Here is a 21,307-nt window from a genome sequence, read left to right on the forward strand (position 1 = left end):
TGATCGCCGGCGCACGCGCGGCCTGGCCGCGCACCCTGAATCCATCGCGGAGTTTCGCCATGAGTCATCGTCGCGTCGTCGTCACCGGCATGGGCATCGTCTCGCCCATCGGCAACACCCTGGCCGCGGCCTGGGAAAGCATCGAGGCCGGCCGCAGCGGCATCGGCCAGATCACCCACTTCGATGCCTCGGCCTATGCCACCCGCATCGCCGGCGAGGTGCGCGACTTCGACGCCAGGTCCTTCCTGCCGCCGAAGGACGTCAAGAAGATGGACACCTTCATCCACTACGGCCTGGCCGCCAGCTTCCAGGCGCTCGACGACGCCGGCCTGGAGATCACCGACGAAAACGCCGAACGCATCGGGGTCCTGGTCGGTTCGGGTATCGGCGGCGTGCGTGGCATCGAAGACACCGCCATCGCCCTGCACGAGGGCGGCCCGCGCAAGATTTCGCCGTTCTACGTGCCCAGCACCATCATCAACATGCTTCCGGGCCAGCTGACGATCCTCAAGGGCATCAAGGGCCCCAACTTCTCGGCGGTCTCGGCCTGCGCCACGGCCAACCATTCGATCGGCATGGCCATGCGCATGATCCAGTACGGCGATGCCGACATCATGGTCGCCGGCGGCGCCGAACACGGCTGCACGCCGACTTCGGTGGGCGGCTTCTGTTCGATGAAGGCCATGTCCACCCGCAACGACGACCCGACCCGCGCTTCCCGTCCGTGGGACAAGGACCGCGACGGTTTCGTGCTCGGCGACGGCGCCGGCATCCTCATCCTCGAGGAATACGAACACGCCAAGGCCCGCGGCGCCCGCATCTACTGCGAGCTCGCCGGCTTCGGCGCCACCTCCGACGCCTTCCACATGACCGCGCCCAGCGAATCGGGCGACGGCGCCGCACGCTGCATGCGCGCCGCCCTGAAGGACGCCGGCGTCAATGCCGAACAGGTCGGTTACCTCAACGCCCACGGCACCTCCACCCCGCTGGGCGACCTGGGCGAAACCCTGGCGATCAAGAGTGCGCTGGGCGACCACGCCTTCCAGACCATGGTCAGCTCCACCAAGTCCATGACCGGCCACCTGCTTGGCGCCGCCGGCGGCGTCGAGGCGGTGTTCACGGTGATGGCGCTGCACACCGGCGTCATCCCGCCGACCATCAACCTCGACGAGCCCGGCGAAGGCTGCGACCTCGACTACGTGCCCAACACCGCGCGCCAGAGGCAGGTGGACGTGGCCGTGTCGAATGGTTTCGGCTTCGGCGGCACCAACGGCAGCCTGGTGTTCAAGCGGCTCTGAACCCGGCAGGCCCGGCCTGAGCGATGAACACCCTCGCGCTGCCGCCGGGCACCGACCTGCTGCGCCTGCAGGCGGCCGACCCGGCCCGCTTCCCGCTGCTGCTTGAAAGCGTGGCGGGTGGCAACGCGCTCTCCCGCTGGGACCTGCTGCTGGCCACGAACGGCGAAGGGCTGCGCCTGGACGTCGACGGCCAGGTGCGTTCGCTGTCCGATGGCGCCGTGGTCGGCCTGGATTTCCTGCGCGAACTCGACGCGCGCTGGTCGGCGGCGCGGCAGCCCCGGGTGGACGACGACATCCCGTTCCAGGGCGGCTGGGCCCTGTTCCTGGCCTACGAATTGGCGGCGCAGGTGGAAGCGCGGCTTCGGCTGCCGCTGGCGCCGGGCCCGCTGCCGGTGGCGGTCGCCTGGCACTGCCCGGCCGCCGTGCTGCGCGACCGCGACAGCGGCCAGTGCCTGGCTGTCGCCGAAGCCGGGTCGGCGCACTGGCTCGATGACCTGGCCGGCGCGGCGATGGCACCGGAAGCCGGCGGATTCGCGCCGCCCGTGCTCGAAGAAGACCGGCCCGGCCGATTCACCGACGGGGTCGCCCGCATCCACGACTACCTGCGCGCCGGCGACGTTTTCCAGGTGAACCTGTCGCGCGCATGGCGCGCGCGTTTCGACAAGGCGCCGGACCCGGCCGCGGTTTACGCCCGCCTGCGCGAAAACAACCCGGCGCCTTTCGCCGGGCTGATGCGATTCGGCGGCGCGGCGCTGCTGAGCTCGTCGCCCGAACGCCTGGTGTCGGTGCGTGGCCGCCGCGTCGACACCCGCCCGATCGCCGGCACCCGGCCGCGTTTCCCGGGCGACGACGACCAGGCCCGCATCCGCGACCTGGTCGGCAACCCCAAGGAACGCGCCGAACACGTGATGCTGATCGACCTCGAGCGCAACGACCTGGGCCGCGTCTGCGAGCCCGGCAGCGTGCGCGTGGACGAGCTGATGGGCGTGGAAAGTTACGCCCACGTGCATCACATCGTCTCCAACGTCACCGGCAGGCTGCGCGATGACGCCACGCCCGGCGCGATCGTGCGCGCCGTCTTCCCCGGCGGCACCATCACCGGCGCGCCCAAGGTGCGCTGCATGGAAATCATCGCCGAGCTCGAAGGCGAAGGGCGGGGCGCCTATACCGGTGCCTTCGGCTACCTGGGCCATGATGGCGACATGGACCTGAACATCCTGATCCGAAGCGCCTGGCTGGACGGCGACCAGCTGCAGTTCCGCACCGGCGCCGGCATCGTCGTGGATTCCGACGCGGACCACGAACTCGAGGAAACCCGCGCCAAGGCCCGGGGCCTGCTGCGCGCGCTGGGAGCCGCCGGGTGAGCGCGCTCGCCACCCGCCTGTTCCGCGGTCGCGAGCGCGTGCCGGCGCTGGACCCCGCCGACCGGGGCCTCGCCTACGGCGACGGCCTGTTCGAAACCATGCGGGTCGCCGACGGGCACGTTCCCTGGTGGGACGCGCACCTCGCGCGCCTCGCCCTGGGCGCCCGCGTGCTGGGTTTCCCGGCGCCCGAGGCCGGCTGGCTGCAGGCACAGGCCAGGGCGTTGCTTGAAGGCGCACCGGAACAGGCGGTGCTGAAGCTGGTGCTGACCCGCGGCGCCGGTGGCCGCGGTTACGCGCCGCCCGCCGCGCCCGAACCCGCCCTGCTGCTGTCCCTGCATGCCCTGCCGCCGACGCCTGCAGCGCTGCACCTGCGCTGGTGCAGGACGCGTTTGTCGCTGCAGCCGGCGCTGGCCGGCATCAAACACCTCAACCGGCTCGACCAGGTGCTGGCCCGCGCCGAGTGGCAGGACCCAGGCATCCACGACGGCCTGATGCTCGACGCCCGCGGCCATGTGGCCTGCGCGACGTCGGCCAACCTGTTCGCGCGCATCGATGGCCGCTGGCTGACGCCCGCACTGGCCGACGGCGGCGTGGCCGGCCTGGCCCGGGCCTGGGTGCTGGCCAACGCAGCCGACGCCGCCCAGGCCACGCTGCGGCCGGACGACCTGGCTTCGGCCGAAGCGCTTTTCCTGTGCAATGCCGTGCGCGGTATCCTGCCGGTCGGCCAGCTCGACGATATTTGCTGGCCATCGCACCCGGCGACCGAAACCCTGCGCCGGGACCTGGGCCGCGAACTGTCGGCCGCCTGACCGGAGCCCCCCTTGCCGAAGTCTTCGTCGCACAAACTGCTCAAGGCCCTGGTGGCGCTTACCCTGCTGGTCGCGGTCGCCCTGGGCGGTTGGTTCTGGCAGCGCTACGAGGGTTTCGCCAATACGCCGATCGCCCTGGCCCAGTCCGAGCGCATCCTGGTGGTCGAATCGGGCGATGGTTTCCAGGACATCCTCGACAAGCTCCGCGACCTGGGCGTGGATGAAGGCCACGACCTGGAATGGAAGGCGCTGGCCCACGAAATGAAGGTGGTCTCGCGCCTGCAGGTGGGCGACTACACCATCCGCCACGGCATCACGCCGGCCGAACTGCTGCGCAAGCTCGAACGCGGCGACGTCATCCACTACCGTTTCACCGTCGTCGAGGGCTGGAGCCTGCGCGAACTGCGCGCGGCGCTGGCCCGTGACGAACGCATCCGCCAGACCCTGGCCGACACCGACGACGCGGCGCTGATGGCGGCCCTGGGCCGCGAGGGCGTGCATCCGGAGGGGCGTTTCCTGCCCGAGACCTACCACTACACCCGTGGCATGAGCGACCTCGACCTGCTGCGGCGCGCGCTGCTGGCCATGGACAAGGCCCTGGCCGAAGCCTGGGAAAGCCGTCTGGACGACCTGCCGCTGGAAACGCCGGACCAGCTGCTCACGCTGGCCTCGATCATCGAAAAGGAAACCGGCAAGGCCTCGGAACGGCCCGAGATCGCCGGTGTGTTCGTGCGCCGCCTCAGGCTGGGCATGCGCCTGCAGACCGACCCGACCGTCATCTACGGCATGGGCAGCGCCTACGACGGCAACATCCGCCGCCGCGACCTGACCACCGACACGCCCTACAACACCTACACCCGCGGCGGCCTGCCGCCGACGCCGATCGCCATGCCCGGCCGCGCCGCGCTGGAAGCGGCCGCGAACCCGCTGCCCGGCAATACGCTGTACTTCGTCTCGCGCGGCGACGGCAGCCACGTGTTTTCGTCCACGCTGGCCGAACACAACCGCGCGGTGGCCTGCCACCAGCTCAAGCGGTGCCGCTGATGCCCGGCCTGTTCATCAGCCTCGAGGGCGGCGAGGGCGCCGGTAAGTCCACCGTGCTCGCGGCGCTTCGCGAGGTGCTGGCCGAAGGCGGGCGCGAGGTGGTCTGCACCCGGGAACCCGGCGGCACGCCCGAGGGCGAAGCCATCCGCGAACTGTTGCTGGCCCCCGGCCGCGATCTGGTGCCGGAAGCCGAACTGCTGCTGATGTTCGCGGCGCGTGCCCAGCTGGTGCGCCGGGTCATCCGGCCCGCGCTCGGACGCGGCGCCGCGGTGCTGGCCGACCGGTTCACCGACGCCAGTTTCGCCTACCAGGGCGGTGGCCGCGGGCTGGATGCCGGCCACATCGCCGAACTCGAACGCTGGGCCGCCGGCCTGCGGCCGGACCTCACCTTCCTGCTCGATGTCGGCGTCGCCCAAGGCCTGGAACGCGCCCGTTCGCGCGGCGGCGAGCCGGACCGCATCGAATCGGAACGCGAGGATTTTTTCGAACGCGTGCGCCGTACCTACCTGGCCCGCGCCGCCGCCGAACCGGAGCGCTTCCGGGTGATCGACGCCAGCCAGTCCGCCGACGCCGTGCGTGACGCCGCCGTCGCCGCCCTGCGCACCTGGCTGGGGCGGGCACCGTGAGCGAACTCGCGCCCTGGCAGCAGCGGCCGTACCACCAGGCCATCGCCGCGCTGGCGGAAGGCCGCCTGGGCCACGCCCTGCTGCTGATGGGACCGGCGCTGATGGGCAAGCGCGAGGTCGCGCTGCGGCTGTCGCGCCGCCTGCTGTGCGCCACGCCCGGCGCGGACGGCCAGGCCTGCGGCGCCTGCCGCGGCTGCCGCCAGTTCGAGGCCGGCACCCACGCCGACTTCAAGCACGTCAGTTTCATTCCCAACGACAAGGGCGACAAGCTGCGCAGCGAGATCGTGGTCGACCAGATGCGGGCCCTCGGCCACTGGTTCGCGCTGACGCCGCAGCTGGGCGGCGCCCAGGTCGCGTTGGTCGAACCAGCGCACGCGCTCAACACCGCCGCCGCCAACGCCCTGCTCAAGACCCTGGAAGAGCCGGCGCCCGGGCGTTACCTGCTGCTGGTGACCGACCAGCCCGGCCGGTTGCCGGCGACCATCCGCAGCCGCTGCCAGCGCCTGGAGTTCCGGCTGCCGCCGCGCGACGAGGCCGAGGCCTGGCTTGCCGCGAAGGGCCACGGCCCGCAGGCGCGCCAGCGGGCCCTGGACGCCGCCCGCGGCCACCCGGGCCTGGCCGCGGACTGGCTCGACGGCGGCCACCTGGCGCTGCGCGGCGACGTGATGAAGGAGCTGGGCGCCGTGGCCGAGGGCCGGCGGGCCCCGGTCGAACTGGCAGGCGCGTGGCTGGGTGACGAACTGGCGCCGCTGCGCCTGCGCTTCGCCGCCGAAGCCGTGCTCGACGGGCTTTCGCACCGCCTGGCGGCGGCGCCGGCACCGGGCTTGACCCTGCCCGACGATTTCCAGAAGCTCTCGGCATGGTTCGATGCCGCCAACCGGCTGCGCAACCAGCTGAGCCTGCCGGCCCTGCGCCACGACCTGGCATTGGCCGGGCTGCTGCTCGAATGGCGTAGCATGTTCAAGGACACGGCAAGGACGGGAGCACGACGATGATCGGAGGCGGCGCGGGCGCGAGGCAGGGCATCCTGTCCCTGGCCATCAAGGACAAGGCGGCGCTCTACAACGCCTACATGCCCTTCGTGAAGGGCGGCGGCATCTTCGTGCCCACCACCAAGCGCTATTCCCTGGGCGACGAGGTGTTCATCCTGCTGTCGCTGATGGAAGAGAAGGACCGCCTGCCGGTGGCCGGCAAGGTCGTCTGGCTCACGCCGGCGGGTGCACAGGGCAACCGCGGCGCCGGCATCGGCGTGCAGTTCGCCGACACCGCCGAAGCCGAAGCAGTGAAGGGCAAGATCGAAACCTTCCTGGCCGGCACGCTGGAAGCCGACAAGCCCACGCACACGATGTAGGCGCCGGGCTCAGCCCATCCGGCCGCTGAGCCACAGCCCCAGCACCAGACCCGCCGAACCCAGCAGCAGGCCCGCGATGGCGCCGACGCGGCCGTTGCGGCGTTCGCGCGCCTGCCGTTTCGCGGCGCCCACCGGGTCGAGTTCACGTTCGCGCGCCCGACGTGGGGCCAGCACCCGCGGCAGCCACACCGCGCAAAGCAGGGTGATGCCGGCCATGAAGGCCAGCGACAGGGCCAGGTGTGGCACCCAGCCGGGCACCTTCGCCAGCAGGTTGATGCCGACGCTGAAACCGACCACCAGCACCGTGCCCACGGCCACGTAGAGCAAGACGCCGCGGCGCTCGCGCTCGTCGAAAGGCTCGCGCAGGTAGCGGCGCACGCCGAACCACAGCCCCATCAGGCCACCGATGATGCCCAGCGCCGCCGCCCCGAACGCGCCCAGGCCCAGCTTGGACAGGCCCTTGGCGCCACCGAGCGCGCCGGCGCCCAGGGCGGTGGCCGCGGCGGCCGGCGGCGCGGCGATCGTGAGCGCCGTCGCCACGGCGGCGGTGAAGGCCAGGCCCGGCGCCGTGCCGCGGGCGAACGTGCCCAGGCGTTCCAGCAGTTCGCCGCGCACCCGGTCGCGTGCTCGCTGCAGGCGCTTGCGCACGGCGGCGTCCTGCAGGCCCAGCAGGCCGGCGACCTGGCGCGAATTCTGGCCTTCGCGGTAATACAGCAGCAGTACTTCGCGGCTCTCCTCGGGCAGGCTGTCGATCACGGCCGCGGCGATGTCGTGTTCCTCGTGCTCGGCGGCCTGTTCGCAGGGCTGCGGATGCGGGTCGGCGACCTGGGCCAGCAGCGCCTCGACGTCACCGCCGGGCTCACGCCGCCGGGCCTGCGCACGCAGGTGGTCGCGGGCCAGGTTGCGGGTGATCTGGCGCAGCCAGGGCAGGAAGCTGTCGGGGTTCTGCAGTTTTCGAAGGTTCTGCCAGGCCGACAGGAAGGCTTCCTGGGCCACGTCTTCGCTGGCCGGCACGTCCCGGACGATCGCCAGGGCGATCGAGGCCACGGTGCCCTGGCAGCCGGCGACGATGCGGCCATAGGCTTCCCGGTCGCCGCGGGCGGCGGCCGGCAGCTGGGCGTGGATCAGGCTTTCGACGAGGTCGGTGCTCATGGCGTACTCCGGCTTGTGTTCGAACCCGGGACGCCGCGCGCGGGAAGGGTGTGACCGGAATCAGGCCAGGAAGGTCCTGGCCGTCATCACCACGCCGGTGAGCAGGACGGCCACCAGCAGCACGATGCGCAGCTTGGACACCTTGCGGCCGGGGTCGTTGGCCGCGGCGCCGCGGAACTGCAGCGGCGCGGGCACGTAGCCGCCGGCCTGGCTGGTGGTTTCGAGCAGGCCGGCATCGTGCAGGATTTCGCGCGCCTTCTTGAAGTCGTCCGGGCGGACCACCCACACCGACGGCTGCTGGCTGGGGTCGTGGTTCTTGTTCGAGTAGCTGAATTCGCGGCGGCTGTTGCCCTTCCAGGTGCGGCCGCCATTGACCTTGGTCTGGATGCCGGCCTCGTTGAGCATGCGCTCGACGGCCTCGACGTTTTCCAGCCGCACGGAAGTGAATACCTGGCGCATCAGTTGGGGCTCCATGCTTCGGGAAGCACGCGGATCAGGCCTTCCTGGGCGGTGGACGCCACCAGGCGGCCGTCGCGCGCGTAGATCTGGCCGCGGGCCAGGCCGCGGGCGCCCTGGGCGCTGGGGCTGTCGAGGGAATACAGCAGCCAGTCGTCGGCGCGGAAGGGACGGTGGAACCACATGGCATGGTCGAGCGAGGCCATTTGCACGTTCGGCTGGTAGTAGCTGATGCCATGCGGGAAGGTGGCGGTGCCCAGCAGGTGGAAATCCGAGGCGTAGGCCAGCAGGGCCTGGTGCAGCACGCGTGAATCGCCCACTTCGCCGGTCAGCCGGAACCAGACCTGCTGGTAGGGCGGCCGCTTGGGCGGCTTGACCTCGTCGCGCGGGTACACCGGGCGGATTTCGAAGGGCCCCATGCGCGACAGCCAGCGCTGCGCCTTGGCCGGCAGCTGCGCCAGCTGTTCGGCGGTGGGGGCGGGGACCGGCTCGATGTCTTCGGGTGGCGGCACCGTCGGCATGGCCAGCTGGTGTTCGTTGCCGGGCTCGTCTTCCTGGAAGGACGCGGCGAACACGAAGATCGGCTTGCCGTGCTGGATGGCGGTGACGCGGCGCACCGAGAAGCTGTTGCCGTCGCGGGTGCGGTCGACGTCGTAGACGATGGGATTCTCGACGTCGCCGGCGCGCAGGAAGTAGGCATGGATCGAATGCACGTGGCGATCGCCGGCCAGCGTTTGCTGGGCGGCCGACAGGGCCTGGCCCAGCACCTGGCCGCCGAAGACGTACTTGGTGCCGATGTCGCGGCTCTGGCCGCGGAACAGGTTGTCTTCAAGGCGCTCGAGGCGCAGCAGGTCCACCAGTTCGGCGGCGACGGAAGCGGTCATGGTGACTCCGGGGTTCGGCCGCCGATTATACCCGGCCGCCTAGGGCCGGATGCGTTCGAGCGGCACCGCGTCGAGCACCTTCGACCAGGGGAAGCGTGGCCCCGGGTCACGCTTTCGGAAGACCTGCTGGTGCAGGTTGTCGCTGGCGGGCACCCGGGTCAGGTCCAGGTCCTCGTGGCCGGCGATGAATTCCAGCGAGGGGATTTCCCGGCGCAGCCAGGCCAGCAGGCCCAGCAGGGCGGCGACCTGTTCCTCGGTGTAGGGCTCTTCCATGGTCTGCCGGCGTGAATCGAGCCAGTCCGGATAGCGGCCGCGGTTGACCAGTTCGATGCCCACCGATCGTTCGTTGTAGCTGCGCGTGTGGTGGGCGATGCGGTCGGGCGAAACGAAGACGTGGATGCTGCCGTCGCGGTCGATGTAGTAGTGGCCGCTGTTGCCGGTGCCGCTGTCGTAGAGCGTGCGTTCACCGAACTCGCGGGCGCTGGCGAGGTCGGGCAGCTCGGTGCAGTGGATCACCACCAGGTCGATGCTGGCGCGGGGCCGGGTCTGCAGACGCTCTTCGTAGGGCAGGGGCCAGGGGGTGAAGACGGGCTCTGGCGGCAGGTCCGGGGTCATGCCCGCATGCTAACATCGCGGCCGTTTCCGGAGTCCCCCATGCCGTTTCCCGCCGACCTCGCGCCATGACCGGCCACGCCATCATCTCGCACGGTCTCGAAAGCGGCCCCGGGGCCAGCAAGGCCGCTGCCCTGGCGCGGGTCGCCGGCGAGCTGGGCTGGACCCATGAACGCCCCGACTACCGCGACCTCGACGTCCTGGGTCCCCTGGGCGACGTACAGGGCCGCATCCGCCGCCTGGCCGAACGCGCCCACCTGGCGAGCCGCCGGCCGCTGGTGCTGGCGGGTTCGAGCATGGGCGCCTACATTTCCGCGCACGTTTCGCGCGAAGTGCCGGTCGGGGGCCTGTTCCTGATGGCGCCGCCGGTGGCGCTGGAAGTCGAACCCCGCCAGCTCAAGGCCGCCATGGTGCCGACCCGCATCATCCACGGCTGGGAAGACGAGCTGATCCCGGCCATGGACGTGGCCCGCTGGGCCCAGCGCCGGCTCGACCCGCTGGTGCTGGTGCCCGACAGCCACCGCCTGGCCGCGCACGTCGAGTACTGCGCCGAAGAATTCGGCCGCTTCCTGCAGATGCTGTCCCCATGAAGTTCTTCGCCGCCTGCGCCAAGGGTCTGGAATACCTGCTGGCCGACGAACTGCTGGCCCTGGGCGCGACCCGCGCCAGCGCCGCGCTGGCCGGCGCCAACTTCGAAGGCGAGCCCGAGGTCGCCTACCGCGCGGTCATGTTCTCGCGCCTGGCCAGCCGCGTGCATTGGCCGCTGGCCGAGTTCGACTGCGCCAACGAAAACGACCTCTACCAGGGCGTGCACGCCATCGACTGGCCTGCGCACCTGGACGCGGAAGGCACGCTGGCGGTGGACGCGCACGTGTCCGGCCCGGCGCTCACGCACGAACGCTACGCCGCCCAGCGCACCAAGGACGCCATCGTCGACCGCATGCGCGCCGCCCACGGCGTGCGCCCTTCGGTGGACACCGAAAGCCCCGACCTGCGCGTCAGCCTGGTGGTGCGCAAGGGCCGCGGCATCGTCTCGATCGACCTGGGCGGCGGTCCGCTGCACCGCCGCGGCTGGCGCCAGTCGCAGGGCGAGGCCCCGCTGAAGGAAAACCTCGCCGCCGGCATGCTGGTCCGCGGCGGCTGGCCGAAAATCTACGCCGAAGGCGGCGCCCTGCTCGACCCGATGTGCGGCAGCGGCACGCTGCTGATCGAAGGCGTGCTGATGGCCGCCGACGAAGCGCCCGGCCTGCGCCGGCTTGCCGGCACGCTGCCCACGCGCTGGAAACAGTTCGACGAAGCGCTGTGGTCGCGGATTGAAACCCAGGCCCGGCAGCGCGCCGAAGCGGGCCGGGCGGCCCTGCGCCAGGTGTTCTTCGGCGCCGACCTCGACCCGCGCGCGCTGCAGTCGGCGGTGGCCAATGCCGACCGCGCCGGCGTCGCCGAGTGGATTTCGCTTGAACGCCGCGACATCACCGCGCTGGCCGCACCCGGGGCGGCGCGTGGCCTGGTCGTGTGCAACCCGCCCTACGACGCCCGGCTTGCCGCCGACCCGGCGCTGTACCGGGCCCTGGGCGACGCGCTGCGTTCGGCGGTGCCGGACTGGCGCGCGGTACTGCTGTGCGGGTCGCAGGAACTTGCCCAGGCCACCGGCCTGCGCGCCAGCAAACGGTATGCCTTCTTCAACGGTGCGCTCGAATGCACGCTGCTGCTGTGCGACCCGGTGCGGCCGCCCGAGCGCGCGCCGCGCGAGGCCAGGCCGCTGGGCGAGGGCGCGCAGATGGTGGCCAACCGCCTGCGCAAGAACCTCAAGCACCTCAGGTCCTGGCGCGAACGCGAGGGCGTGTCCTGCTTCCGCGCCTATGACGCCGACCTGCCCGAATATTCCGCGGCCGTGGACGTCTACAACGAAGACGGCGGCGAGGCGCGGCTGTTCGTGCACGTGCAGGAATACGAAGCGCCGCGCAGCATTCCCGAGGCCGACGCCCGGCGCCGCTTCGGCGAACTGCTCGACGCGGTGCGCGACACCTTCGCCGTGCCGCCGGCGCAGGTGTCGATCAAGACGCGTGCGCGCGGCAAGGGCGGCAGCAAGTACGGCAACATGGACCGCCGCGGCGAAACCTTCGTCGTGCGCGAGGGTGGCGCCCGCCTGCGGGTGAACCTGTTCGACTACCTCGACACCGGCCTGTTCCTGGACCACCGCCCGATCCGCCGGCGCATCGCCGCCGAGGCCGGAGGCAAACGATTCCTCAACCTGTTCTGCTACACCGGCGCCGCCAGCGTGCAGGCGGCGGTGGGCGGGGCGGCGGAAACCACCAGCGTGGACCTGTCGGGCACCTACCTGGAATGGGCCGCCGCCAACCTGGCGCTCAACGGCGCCACCGGCCGCCAGCATCGCCTGGTGCAGGCCGACGCCATGGCCTGGCTTGATGCCGACCGCGGCCAGTATGACCTGGTGTTCTGCGACCCGCCGACGTTTTCCAACTCCGCGCGCGCCGAGGATTTCGACACCCAGCGCGACCACGTGCGCCTGCTGCGCGCGGCCATGGCCCGGCTGGCGCCGGGCGGCGTGCTGCTGTTCTCGAACAACTACCGCCGCTTCCGGCTAGACGAACCGGCGGTGGCGGAGTTCGCGCTGGCCAGGGAAATCACCCCGGAGACGATCGCGGCGGACTTCGGGCGCAACCCGCGCATCCACCGCTGCTGGGAACTGCGCCGGCCCTGAGGCCGGCCCTGAGGCCGGCGCGCGGTCCGGTCCCGGGCTCAGTCGTCGCCGCGCCGGCCGTCGCCGGCCTGCACGGCGTCCAGGTAGGCGGCATCGTCCAGGCGCTCGACGCGCTGGATCCGGCAGCGCTGGCGTCCCGAGACCACGTATTCGCCGACGTGGCCGCAGACGCGGTTGTTGATGCTGTCGCCTTCGAAGCGAAGCTCGGGCGAGGTGCCCAGGGAAAAGCACGATTCGGCCAGCACCACGCGGTATTTGCGGTTGCCGGCATCGACCAGCAGGGTGCTGTCGTCGATATGCGTCCAGCCGCGCGCGCGGTCCGGATCAAGGCATTCGCTGGGATGGGCCACCACGCCCGCCCGCGACGGGGCCGGTCCGCTGCCGGTACCGGTGCCGGTGCAGGCAGCGAGGGGAATCAGGGCCAGCAGGGACAGGACGTGACGCATGGCGGTTGCCTCGATCGGGGTCGATGCCCCAGTGTTGTCGGGAATCACTTAACCTGCACGAAACGACCGGGCCGGCATTATCCTTCGATGATGGATCGTAATCCCCATTCCGCGCTGGCACAGACCTGGACCTTCTTTCGCCAGTGGCTGAAGAACCCCCGTGGCGTCGCCGCCATCTCGCCCTCCAGCCAGCAGCTGGCCCGGCAGATGATGTCCGAGCTGCCGCGCGGCTCGCGCCGGGTTATCGAACTGGGCGGCGGCACCGGGGTGTTCACCCGGGCCCTGCTCGGGCAGGGCATCGCCCCGGCCGACCTGCTGGTGCTCGAGCTCAACGAAGAACTCCACCAGCACCTGCAGCGGCATTTCCCGCAGGTGCACGTGGCCTGCGCCGACGCCCGCGACCTGGCCGACGTTGCCCGCGCCCATGGATTCCACGGTGAAACGCCGGCCGATGCCATCGTCTCGGGCCTGGGCCTGCTGTCGATGCCGCGCCCGACCCAGCAGGCCATCCTGTCGTCGGCCTTCGAGTGCCTGCAGCCGCAGGGACGCTTCGTGCAGTTCACCTACGGCCCGGCCAATCCGGTGGCCAAGGAGGTGCTTGAAGCGCTCGACCTCACCGCCCGGCGCGGCAGTTTCACCTGGTGGAACGTGCCGCCGGCGACGGTGTACGTCTATACGCGGCGCGTGTCTCGCGCCATCACGCCCCGTTCGATGCGCTGAAGGCTTCCGGCCCTACTGGCCGGTCTTGATCGTCGTCCAGGCCCGGACGCGCTCGCGCGTGGTCTGGGCCGGCAGCGTCACCGGGTCCACCAGTTTGGCCATGACGTCCGCCGGCGGGTAAACGCCCGGGTCGCCGGCGATCTCCGGATCCACCAGCGCCATGGCGGCGGTGTTGGGGCTGGCGTAGGACACGTAGTCGACGATGCCGGCCGCCACCTCGGGCTCAAGCAGGTAGTTGATGAAGGCGTGGGCGTTTTCCGGGTGCGGCGCGTCCCTGGGGATGGCCATCATGTCCACCCAGCGCACGGCGCCTTCCTTCGGGATGATGTAGGCGATCTCGATGCCGTTCTCCGCGTCCACCGCGCCGTCGCGGGCCTGGAAGATGTCGCCCGAATAGCCCATGGCCAGGCACAGGTCGCCGTTGGCCAGGTCGTCGATGTAACGCGAGGAATTGAAGTAGCGCACGTGCGGGCGGATGCCGGCATAAACCTCGCTGACGACCCCGGTTTCGTCACCTTCCAGGGCATTGGCGTTGCGGCCCTTCCAGATCAGCGCGGCGGCGAAGGCTTCCTGCTCGTCGTCAAGCACGCTGATGCCGCAGGCGGCGAGCTTTTCCGCATTGGCCGGGTCGAAAAGCAGCGACCACGAATCCAGCGGCGCGTCCTCGCCCAGGATCTCCTTCACCTTGCCGACGTTGATGCCCAGGCCGGTGGTGCCCCACATGTAGGGAAGCGCGTGGGCATTGCCCGGGTCGACGTCCTGCAGGCCCGCCAGCAGGGCGGCGTCGAGGTTGCCCAGGTTGCCCAGCCGGGCCTTGTCCAGCGGCGCGTAGACACCGGCCTGGATGTGCCGCTGGGCAAAGGGCCGCGCCGATGGGAACACCACGTCATAGCCCGACGAGCCGGCCATCAGCTTGGTTTCCAGCATCTCGTTGCTGTCGTAGACGTCGTAGACCACGCGGATGCCGGTCTGCGCCTCGAAGTTGGCCAGCGTGTCCTCGGCGATGTAGTCCGACCAGTTGTAGACGTACACCAACCTGTCGCCGCCGCCGGTTTCGGGGGTGCCGGCCGGGGCGCCGGCGTCGCCGGATTCCTGGGACGGGCTGCAGGCGGCCAGCAGCAGGGCGGAGGCCATCAGGCCCAGGCGCAGGGACAGGCTCGACATGTTCGACTCCGGGCGAAGCGGGGCCTTCATGGTCCTGGCGGGCCCGGTGGCTGTCAATGCGTCCGCCGGCGCCGGCGTGGGCTCAGGCCGGGCCGGCCCATTCGCTGGCCAGCAAACCCATCAGCACGCTGTCCTGGAGTTCCCCGGCCACCCGCCAGCGCTGCCGCAGGTAGCCCTCGCGGCGGAATCCCAGGGCTTCGAGCGTATTGAGCGAGCCCTGGTTGCGCGGGTCGACGTCGGCTTCGATGCGGCGCAGGCCGAGGCCACCAAAGGCGTGGTCGAGCAGCACCGTCAGCGCCTCGCGGGCGTAGCGCCGGCCCCAGTGGTCGCGCGCCAGCGCGAAGCCGAGCTCGGCCCGGCCCTGGGCGTGGTCGATGGCGTAGAGGGTGGTGGTGCCGATCAGGCGGTCGTCGCCGCGCAGGGCGATACCCCACTGGAACAGGTCGCCCTGTTCGAAGCCCCGATGGATGGACTCGAGATAGATGGCCGCTTCGTCCCGGTGCGGCCAGGCGACGTGGCTCCAGTAGCGCATCACGTCCGGGTCGGAAAACACGGCGTAAAGCCCGTCCAGGTCACGGGCCTCGATCCAGCGAAGCTGCAGGCGGGGTGCCACCAGGGTCGGCAGCCGGTCCGGTTGGGTCGGAGCGGGGCCGGGCGACGGGCGTCTTCGGGCGGTGGGCATGTCGTGCAGGGCCATCGTCTGGGGGGTGGCGCTATCGTCGGCGGGCTACCGGATGAGAACGCGTGACGGGGGTGATTCCGGCCGTCCCGACGTCCGGGAAACCCAGCGTTGCGGCGCCGGCACCTCGTGCCGGCCACCGGCAGCCCCCATAGTTGCACCATCGCCTCGCCACGAGGCCCCGCCTGGAGTCACCATGAGCCTGTCCATCCGTCCCGTCCTGCGCACCCTGCGCGGCCAGCCTGCCTCCGATGGCGCCGGCGTGAAGCTCACGCGCGTCATCGGCAGCCCGCAGCTGCCCGACCTCGACCCCTTCCTGATGCTCGACGAGTTCGGCACCGACCGGCCCGAGGATTACCTGGCGGGTTTTCCCGAACACCCGCACCGGGGTTTTGAAACCGTCACCTACATGCTCGACGGCCGCATGCGCCATCGCGACAACCACGGCAACGAAGGCGTGCTTGTGCCCGGCAGCGTGCAGTGGATGACCGCGGGCCGCGGCATCGTGCATTCGGAAATGCCCGAGCAGGAAGAGGGCCGCATGCGCGGCTTCCAGCTGTGGGTGAACCTGCCGGCACGCGAGAAGATGACCGCCCCGAAGTACCAGGAGTACGGCCCGGAGCGTTTCCCGGAAGTGGAGGCGGCGCCGGGCGTGCGTGCGAAGGTGATCGCCGGCGAAGTGGCCGGCGTGCGCGGTCCGATCGAGCAGCCCGCGACCCGCCCGACCTACCTTGACCTGCGCCTGGGCGCCGGCGACCGCTACCAGCACCCGTTGCCCGCGGGCCACACGGCCTTTGCCTATGTCTACGAAGGCAGCGCCCGCGTAGGCGACGGCCAGGGTGCGGCCACCGTGCAGGCGCGCGAGCTGGCGGTGCTGGGCGAAGGCGAGGCGGTGGTGCTGGAAGGTCGCGAGGCCGACACGCGGCTGATCCTGGTTGCCGGCCAGCCCCTGCGCGAACCGGTGGCGCGCTATGGCCCCTTCGTCATGAACACCCAGGCCGAACTGCGCCAGGCCTTCGAGGACTACCAGGCCGGCCGCTTCTGAGCGTCAGCGTTCGGGCAGTTCGATGCGCTCGGTTTCGCCGGGCACCTGGCCCAGGCGGTCCTCGCGCCAGGCCTGCTTGGCCTGTTCGATGCGCTCGCGCGAGCTGGACACGAAGTTCCACCAGACATGGCGGCGGCCGTCGACCGGGTCGCCGCCCAACAGCATCACCCGGGCGTCGCAGCGGGCCTTGAGCAGGGGTTCGCTGCCGGGGTCGAGCACGACCAGGTGTTCGAGCGGCACGGGTTCGCCGTCGAGCGTGAGTTCGCCCTCGACGGCGTAGATCGCCCGTTCGGCATGATCGGCCGGCAGCACCAGGGAGGCTTCGGCGGACAGGTCGATGGCCACGTACAGCGTGCGCGCCAGCACCTGCACCGGTGATGTTTCGCCGAAGGCGTCGCCGGCGACCACGCGCATCCGGACCCCGGGCAGTTCCACCACCGGCAGGGTGGCGGCGGGGTGGTGGGCGAAGTCCGGCGCGGTTTCTTCGTGCGCGCGCGGCAGCGCCACCCAGGTCTGCAGGCCGTGCATGCGGTGGGATTTCCCACGCAGGCGTTCGGGCGTGCGTTCGGAGTGCACGATGCCGCGGCCCGCGGTCATCCAGTTGACGTCGCCGGGCTGGATCTCCTGGGCCGATCCCAGGCTGTCGCGATGCATGATCGCGCCTTCCCACAGGTAGGTGACCGTGGCCAGGCCGATGTGCGGATGCGGGCGCACGTCCAGCGGCGTGTCCGGGCCGAGTTCGGCCGGGCCGATGTGGTCGAAGAACACGAAGGGGCCAACGCTGCGGCAGCTGGCGTGCGGGATCAGGCGTTTGACCGTGAAGCCACCGCCCAGGTCATGAACGCGCGGGGGAACGACCAGGGTCATGGCGGGCTCCTCAGTAGCGGGTGGTGATGACCCGGGCGCCACCGTCGGCGTCGAGCAGCACCAGGGTGTATCGATCGTATTCGGTTTCCGGCATGGCTTCCGCGGCCTGGCCCGACAGGGCCAGCACGATGTCCGGCACGGTGTTGCTGTGGCCGACCACCAGCACCGTGCTGCCGGCTGGCATGGCGCGCAGGTCGCTGGCCAGGTCGGCGGCGTAGCTGGCGGCATTGCCGGCGTTGATCTCGCGCACTTCAACCGCGATGCCCGCGGCCGCGGCTGCAGGTTCCGCGGTCTGGCGCGTGCGCCGGTACTGGGTGGTGATGGCCCGGTCCAGGCCGGCGCCTGCGAGCGTGGTCGACAGCGCCTGTGCGCGCACTTCGCCGTCGCCGGCCAGGGACGGGTCGTGTTTGTCGTCGTCGTCCTTCTCAGCGTGCCGAACCACGACCACGGCGACGCTGTCGTTGGCATTGGCGGGCCCAGGCGCGGCGAGCGAGATCGAGAGCAGCAGCAGGGGCATCAGTGACATGGCCGGTTCCTCAGGGGCGACGGGCCAAGTCTAGCCGCCCCGGCGCGGGGCGGCAGCACCGGGGCTCAGCCGTGCACCAGCAGGGCCAGCAGGCCGCGCGCGGTGCGCAGGCGGGAGCCGGCGTCGGGAAGTTCCATGCGGATGCGCAGCTTGTCCGGCCCGTCCATCGAATACACCCTGGGCTGGGACTGGATCAGGCGGATCACCGACATCGGGTCGATGTTGGGCTGGGGCAGGAAGTGGCAGCGACCGCCCGTGGGGCCAAGTTCAAGCTTGCGTATGCCCAGCGGCGTGGCGTCGAGCTTGAGTTCGGCGATGGCGAACAGCTGCTTGGCCGGGTCGGGCAGCAGGCCGAATCGGTCGACCATCTCGACCTGCAGTTCCTTCAGGGCGTCGGTGTTGCGCGCCGAGGCGATGCGCTTGTACAGCGTCAGGCGGGCATGCACGTCGGGCAGGTAGTCTTCCGGGATGAGCGCCGGCACGTGCAGTTCGACGTCGGCGCCGTGGCGCTGGGCCGGGTCGAGTTCGGGCAGCTTGCCGGACTTGATGGACTTCACCGCGCGCTCGAGCAGCTCGGTGTACAGCGAGAATCCGATCTCGGCCATCTGGCCGCTCTGGTCCTCGCCCAGCAGTTCGCCGGCGCCGCGGATTTCCAGGTCGTGCGTGGCCAGGGTGAAGCCGGCGCCCAGTTCCTCCAGCGAGGCCAGGGCTTCCAGGCGCTTGCCGGCGTCGGAGGTCAGCGACTTCTTGTCCGGCACCACCAGGTAGGCGTAGGCGCGGTGGTGGCTGCGGCCGACGCGGCCGCGCAGCTGGTGCAGCTGGGCCAGGCCGAAGCGGTCGGCGCGGTTGATGATGATGGTGTTGGCGCTGGGGATGTCGATGCCCGATTCGATGATGGTCGTGCACACCAGCACGTTGAAGCGCTGGCGGTGGAAGTCGAGCATCACCTGTTCGAGTTCGCGCTCGGGCATCTGGCCGTGGGCCACGCGCACGCGCGCGGCCGGCACCAGCTCGGCCAGGTCGCGCGCCATCTTCTCGATGCTGTCGACTTCGTTGTGCAGGAAGTAGATCTGGCCGCCGCGCGCCAGCTCGCGCTGGAAGGCTTCGCGCAGCAGGTTGGCGTCCCATGGCGTGATCACCGTCTGCACCGCCAGGCGGTGCGCCGGCGGCGTGGCGATGATGCTCAGTTCGCGCAGGCCGCTCATGGCCATGTTCAGGGTGCGCGGGATCGGCGTGGCGGTGAGCGTGAGCAGGTGCACCTCGGCGCGCAGCGCCTTCAGGGCTTCCTTCTGGCGCACGCCGAAACGCTGTTCTTCGTCCACGATCACCAGGCCCAGGTCCTGGAACTTCACGTCCGGCTGCAGCAGGCGATGGGTGCCGACGATGACGTCGATCTTGCCGTCGGCCAACAAGGCCAGCGCCGCCTTGATTTCCTTGGCGGACTTGAAGCGGCTAAGCACCTCCACCCGGATCGGCCAGTCGGCGTAGCGGTCGCGGAAGTTGCGGTAGTGCTGTTCGGCCAACAGCGTGGTCGGCACCAGCACGGCCACCTGCTTGCCGGCGACGGCGGCGACGAAGGCGGCGCGCACGGCGACCTCGGTCTTGCCAAAGCCCACGTCGCCGCAGACCACGCGGTCCATCGGCTGGGTATTGCCCAGGTCGGCGACCACGGCGTCGATCGCGGCCAGCTGGTCGGGCGTTTCCTCGAACGGGAAGGTGGCCGCGAAGGGTTCGTACATGGCGCGGTCCAACGGCAGCGCCAGGCCTTTCCGGGCCTGCCTGCGGGCCTGGATTTCCAGCAGTTCCGCCGCGACGTCGCGCACCTTCTCAGCGGCCTTGCGCTTGGCCTTTTCCCAGGCTTCGCCGCCGAGCGAATGCAGCGGCGCGTGTTCGGGCGAGGCGCCCGAATAGCGGCTCACCAGCTGCAGCTGGGACACCGGCACGTAAAGCTTGTCGCCCTTGGCGTATTCGATCTGCAGGAATTCGCTGGTAACGCCGCCGGTGTCGAGCGTGACCAGGCCCTGGTAGCGACCGACGCCGTGGTCTTCGTGCACGATCGGCGAGCCGACCTGGATTTCGCTCAGGTCGCGCAGCACCGCATCCGGGTCGCGCACGGCCTTGCGGCGGCGGCGCGACTGTTCGGCACGTTCCGGGAACAGCTGGCGTTCGGTCAGCACCGCCAGTGCCGGCTTGCTCAGCGCGAAGCCGTCCTCCAACGCCGCGGCGGTGATGGCGAAGGGTTGGTCGCCGGCCAGGAAGGCGGCCCAGTCCGCGACCACGGCCGGGCGCAGGTCGGCCGAGGCCAGCAGTTCGAGCAGGGCTTCGCGGCGACCGGCGGAATCGGCGGCCAGCAGCACGCGGCCCGGATAGGCGCGCAGGAAACCCAGCAGCGCACTGCCCGGTTCGCCGCCTTTCTGGCTCCAGGGCAGGACGGGGGCGGGCTGTTCCGGCAGCGCGATGGCCTTGCCGGCCTGGGCATGGCCGGGGTCGAGCACGTCGATGCGGCTGGCCTTGTTCCAGCGGGCGCGCAGCTCTTCGGGCGAGAGGTAAAGCTCGCCGGGCGGCAGGATCGGTCGTTCCAGGTCGTGCCGGCGCTGTTCCCAGCGGTCGCCGGTTTGCGCCCAGAACGCTTCGGCTGCTTCGACGACGCCATTGCCCAGCACCAGCAGGGTGTCGTCGCCCAGGTGGTCGAACAGGCTGGCGGTCTGTTCGAAGAACAGCGGCAGGTAGTACTCGATGCCGGCCGGCGTGCCGCCTTCCTTCAGGTCCTGGTAAAGCGGGCAGCGGCGCGGGTCGAAGTCGAAACGTTCGCTCAGGCGTTCGCGCACGCGTTTGGTGCTGGCCTCGTCGAGCGGGAATTCGCGCGCCGGCAGCAGGCGCACGCTGTCCACGGGGTGGTCGGAGCGTTGGGTTTCGGGGTCGAAGCTGCGCAGCGAATCGATTTCATCGTCGAACAGTTCGACGCGGTAGGGCCGGTCGGCGCCCATCGGGTAGAGATCGAGCAGGGCGCCGCGCACGGCGAAATCGCCCGGGTCGAGCACCTGCGGCACGTTGCGGTAACCGGCGGCTTCGAGCCGGCGCTTTTCCGCGTCCATGTCCAGCCGCTGGCCCTTGTGCAGGTCCAGGGTGTTGCCGGCGATCCAGCTTGGCGGCGCCAGCCGCTGCATCAGCGACGCGACCGGCACCACCAGCACGCCCTTGCGCGTGGTGGGCAGGCGGTACAGCGCCGCCACGCGCTGGGACACGATGTCCGGGTGTGGGCTGAACAGGTCGTAGGGCAGGGTTTCCCAATCCGCGAAATGCAGCACCGGCAGCGCATCCGCGCCTTCGCCGGCGAACACGCGCAGGTCGTGTTCCAGGGCCTGGGCACCGTGGCTGTCGCGGGTGATCGCCAGCACCAGGCCATCGTGCTGGCGCGCGGCTTCGGCCAGGGCCAGGGCCTGGAGGCTGGCGCTGGTGGGGGCGCGCCAAAGGGCGCGCTGCTGGCCGGCCCGGGGGCGGGGCGCGCTGGGGAGGGAGTCTTGGGTCATCAGACCCGGGAT

The 21,307-nt window shown here is 70.8% G+C and carries 21 protein-coding genes; 11 read left to right on the plus strand and 10 right to left on the minus strand.

From position 1 onward, the window contains the following. The first annotated feature begins 59 nt into the window (after positions 1-59). From fabF to IEX13_RS03785, 7 genes are read left to right on the plus strand one after another with little or no spacing between them, the layout of a single operon-like run. Complete coding sequence (gene fabF / locus IEX13_RS03755; protein WP_188661466.1) at positions 60-1,298, plus strand: beta-ketoacyl-ACP synthase II; 1,239 nt, start codon at positions 60-62, stop codon at positions 1,296-1,298. 23 nt (positions 1,299-1,321) lie between these two features. After that, positions 1,322-2,662 carry an aminodeoxychorismate synthase component I gene (locus IEX13_RS03760; protein ID WP_188661468.1) on the plus strand — a complete coding sequence of 447 codons (1,341 nt, stop codon included), beginning with the start codon at positions 1,322-1,324 and terminating at the stop codon, positions 2,660-2,662. Next, positions 2,659-3,471, plus strand: a complete 813-nt coding sequence (gene pabC, locus IEX13_RS03765) for an aminodeoxychorismate lyase (protein ID WP_188661469.1) — start codon at positions 2,659-2,661, stop codon at positions 3,469-3,471. Before IEX13_RS03760 ends, pabC begins: the two co-directional genes overlap by 4 nt. Positions 3,472-3,483: 12 nt before the next feature. Next, a complete protein-coding gene (gene mltG, locus IEX13_RS03770) occupies positions 3,484-4,515 on the plus strand; it encodes an endolytic transglycosylase MltG (RefSeq protein WP_425488991.1) in 1,032 nt (343 codons plus the stop codon). After that, on the plus strand, positions 4,515-5,141 hold the full coding sequence (gene tmk, locus IEX13_RS03775) for a dTMP kinase (RefSeq protein ID WP_188661470.1): 627 nt from the start codon (positions 4,515-4,517) through the stop codon (positions 5,139-5,141). Before mltG ends, tmk begins: the two co-directional genes overlap by 1 nt. Then, positions 5,138-6,136 carry a DNA polymerase III subunit delta' gene (locus IEX13_RS03780; RefSeq protein ID WP_188661471.1) on the plus strand — a complete coding sequence of 333 codons (999 nt, stop codon included), beginning with the start codon at positions 5,138-5,140 and terminating at the stop codon, positions 6,134-6,136. The genes tmk and IEX13_RS03780 overlap by 4 nt, the downstream gene beginning before the upstream one ends. Next, positions 6,133-6,492 carry a PilZ domain-containing protein gene (locus IEX13_RS03785; RefSeq protein ID WP_188661472.1) on the plus strand — a complete coding sequence of 120 codons (360 nt, stop codon included), beginning with the start codon at positions 6,133-6,135 and terminating at the stop codon, positions 6,490-6,492. Before IEX13_RS03780 ends, IEX13_RS03785 begins: the two co-directional genes overlap by 4 nt. A gap of 9 nt (positions 6,493-6,501) precedes the next feature. Here the strand turns inward: IEX13_RS03785 and IEX13_RS03790 are convergent, their stop codons facing one another. The 4 genes from IEX13_RS03790 to IEX13_RS03805 are packed head-to-tail and all read right to left on the minus strand — an operon-like array spanning position 6,502 to position 9,599. Next, on the minus strand, positions 6,502-7,644 hold the full coding sequence (locus IEX13_RS03790; protein WP_188661473.1) for an RNA polymerase sigma factor: 1,143 nt from the start codon (positions 7,642-7,644) through the stop codon (positions 6,502-6,504). Between the two features lie 60 nt (positions 7,645-7,704). Then, entirely contained in the window at positions 7,705-8,103 is a 399-nt protein-coding gene (locus tag IEX13_RS03795; RefSeq protein ID WP_188661474.1) for a pathogenicity-like protein, read from the minus strand. Next, positions 8,103-8,984 carry an acyl-CoA thioesterase II gene (gene tesB, locus IEX13_RS03800; protein ID WP_188661475.1) on the minus strand — a complete coding sequence of 294 codons (882 nt, stop codon included), beginning with the start codon at positions 8,982-8,984 and terminating at the stop codon, positions 8,103-8,105. The genes IEX13_RS03795 and tesB overlap by 1 nt, the downstream gene beginning before the upstream one ends. A 39-nt stretch (positions 8,985-9,023) precedes the next feature. Further along, entirely contained in the window at positions 9,024-9,599 is a 576-nt protein-coding gene (locus tag IEX13_RS03805) for an N-acetylmuramoyl-L-alanine amidase (protein WP_188661477.1), read from the minus strand. Between the two features lie 65 nt (positions 9,600-9,664). On the opposite strand from IEX13_RS03805, the gene IEX13_RS03810 reads away from it, so the two are divergent. Together IEX13_RS03810 and rlmKL are read left to right on the plus strand one after the other, a co-directional pair. After that, positions 9,665-10,186 (plus strand): alpha/beta hydrolase, encoded by a 522-nt coding sequence (locus IEX13_RS03810; protein ID WP_188661479.1) that lies wholly within the window; start codon positions 9,665-9,667, stop codon positions 10,184-10,186. After that, positions 10,183-12,318 carry a bifunctional 23S rRNA (guanine(2069)-N(7))-methyltransferase RlmK/23S rRNA (guanine(2445)-N(2))-methyltransferase RlmL gene (gene rlmKL / locus IEX13_RS03815; RefSeq protein WP_188661480.1) on the plus strand — a complete coding sequence of 712 codons (2,136 nt, stop codon included), beginning with the start codon at positions 10,183-10,185 and terminating at the stop codon, positions 12,316-12,318. The genes IEX13_RS03810 and rlmKL overlap by 4 nt, the downstream gene beginning before the upstream one ends. A 38-nt stretch (positions 12,319-12,356) precedes the next feature. On the opposite strand, the gene IEX13_RS03820 is transcribed toward rlmKL, so the two are convergent. After that, on the minus strand, positions 12,357-12,764 hold the full coding sequence (locus IEX13_RS03820; RefSeq protein WP_188661482.1) for a DUF6491 family protein: 408 nt from the start codon (positions 12,762-12,764) through the stop codon (positions 12,357-12,359). A gap of 90 nt (positions 12,765-12,854) precedes the next feature. Between IEX13_RS03820 and IEX13_RS03825 the strand changes: the two genes are divergently transcribed. Further along, positions 12,855-13,484 (plus strand): class I SAM-dependent methyltransferase, encoded by a 630-nt coding sequence (locus tag IEX13_RS03825; RefSeq protein WP_229668441.1) that lies wholly within the window; start codon positions 12,855-12,857, stop codon positions 13,482-13,484. A gap of 12 nt (positions 13,485-13,496) precedes the next feature. Here the strand turns inward: IEX13_RS03825 and IEX13_RS03830 are convergent, their stop codons facing one another. Together IEX13_RS03830 and IEX13_RS03835 are read right to left on the minus strand one after the other, a co-directional pair. Continuing rightward, positions 13,497-14,648: a polyamine ABC transporter substrate-binding protein gene (locus IEX13_RS03830; RefSeq protein ID WP_188661486.1), complete on the minus strand. Its 1,152-nt coding sequence runs from the start codon at positions 14,646-14,648 to the stop codon at positions 13,497-13,499. Between the two features lie 82 nt (positions 14,649-14,730). Beyond that, the gene (locus IEX13_RS03835) at positions 14,731-15,261 is read right to left on the minus strand and encodes a GNAT family N-acetyltransferase (protein ID WP_188661487.1); all 531 of its coding nucleotides are present in this window, start codon (positions 15,259-15,261) and stop codon (positions 14,731-14,733) included. Positions 15,262-15,523: 262 nt separating this feature from the next. On the opposite strand from IEX13_RS03835, the gene IEX13_RS03840 reads away from it, so the two are divergent. Next, on the plus strand, positions 15,524-16,372 hold the full coding sequence (locus IEX13_RS03840; protein ID WP_188661488.1) for a pirin family protein: 849 nt from the start codon (positions 15,524-15,526) through the stop codon (positions 16,370-16,372). Positions 16,373-16,375: 3 nt separating this feature from the next. Here IEX13_RS03840 and IEX13_RS03845 read toward each other — a convergent pair whose 3' ends face one another. The 3 genes from IEX13_RS03845 to mfd form a co-directional block, all read right to left on the minus strand. Next, entirely contained in the window at positions 16,376-17,239 is an 864-nt protein-coding gene (locus IEX13_RS03845) for a pirin family protein (RefSeq protein ID WP_188661491.1), read from the minus strand. A gap of 10 nt (positions 17,240-17,249) precedes the next feature. Beyond that, on the minus strand, positions 17,250-17,765 hold the full coding sequence (locus tag IEX13_RS03850) for a SixA phosphatase family protein (protein ID WP_188661493.1): 516 nt from the start codon (positions 17,763-17,765) through the stop codon (positions 17,250-17,252). Between the two features lie 65 nt (positions 17,766-17,830). Beyond that, positions 17,831-21,295, minus strand: a complete 3,465-nt coding sequence (mfd, locus tag IEX13_RS03855) for a transcription-repair coupling factor (RefSeq protein WP_188661494.1) — start codon at positions 21,293-21,295, stop codon at positions 17,831-17,833. Between the last annotated feature and the right edge of the window lie 12 nt (positions 21,296-21,307).

It is taken from the genome of Arenimonas soli, assembly GCF_014643775.1.
GTDB classification, from domain to species: domain Bacteria; phylum Pseudomonadota; class Gammaproteobacteria; order Xanthomonadales; family Xanthomonadaceae; genus Arenimonas; species Arenimonas soli.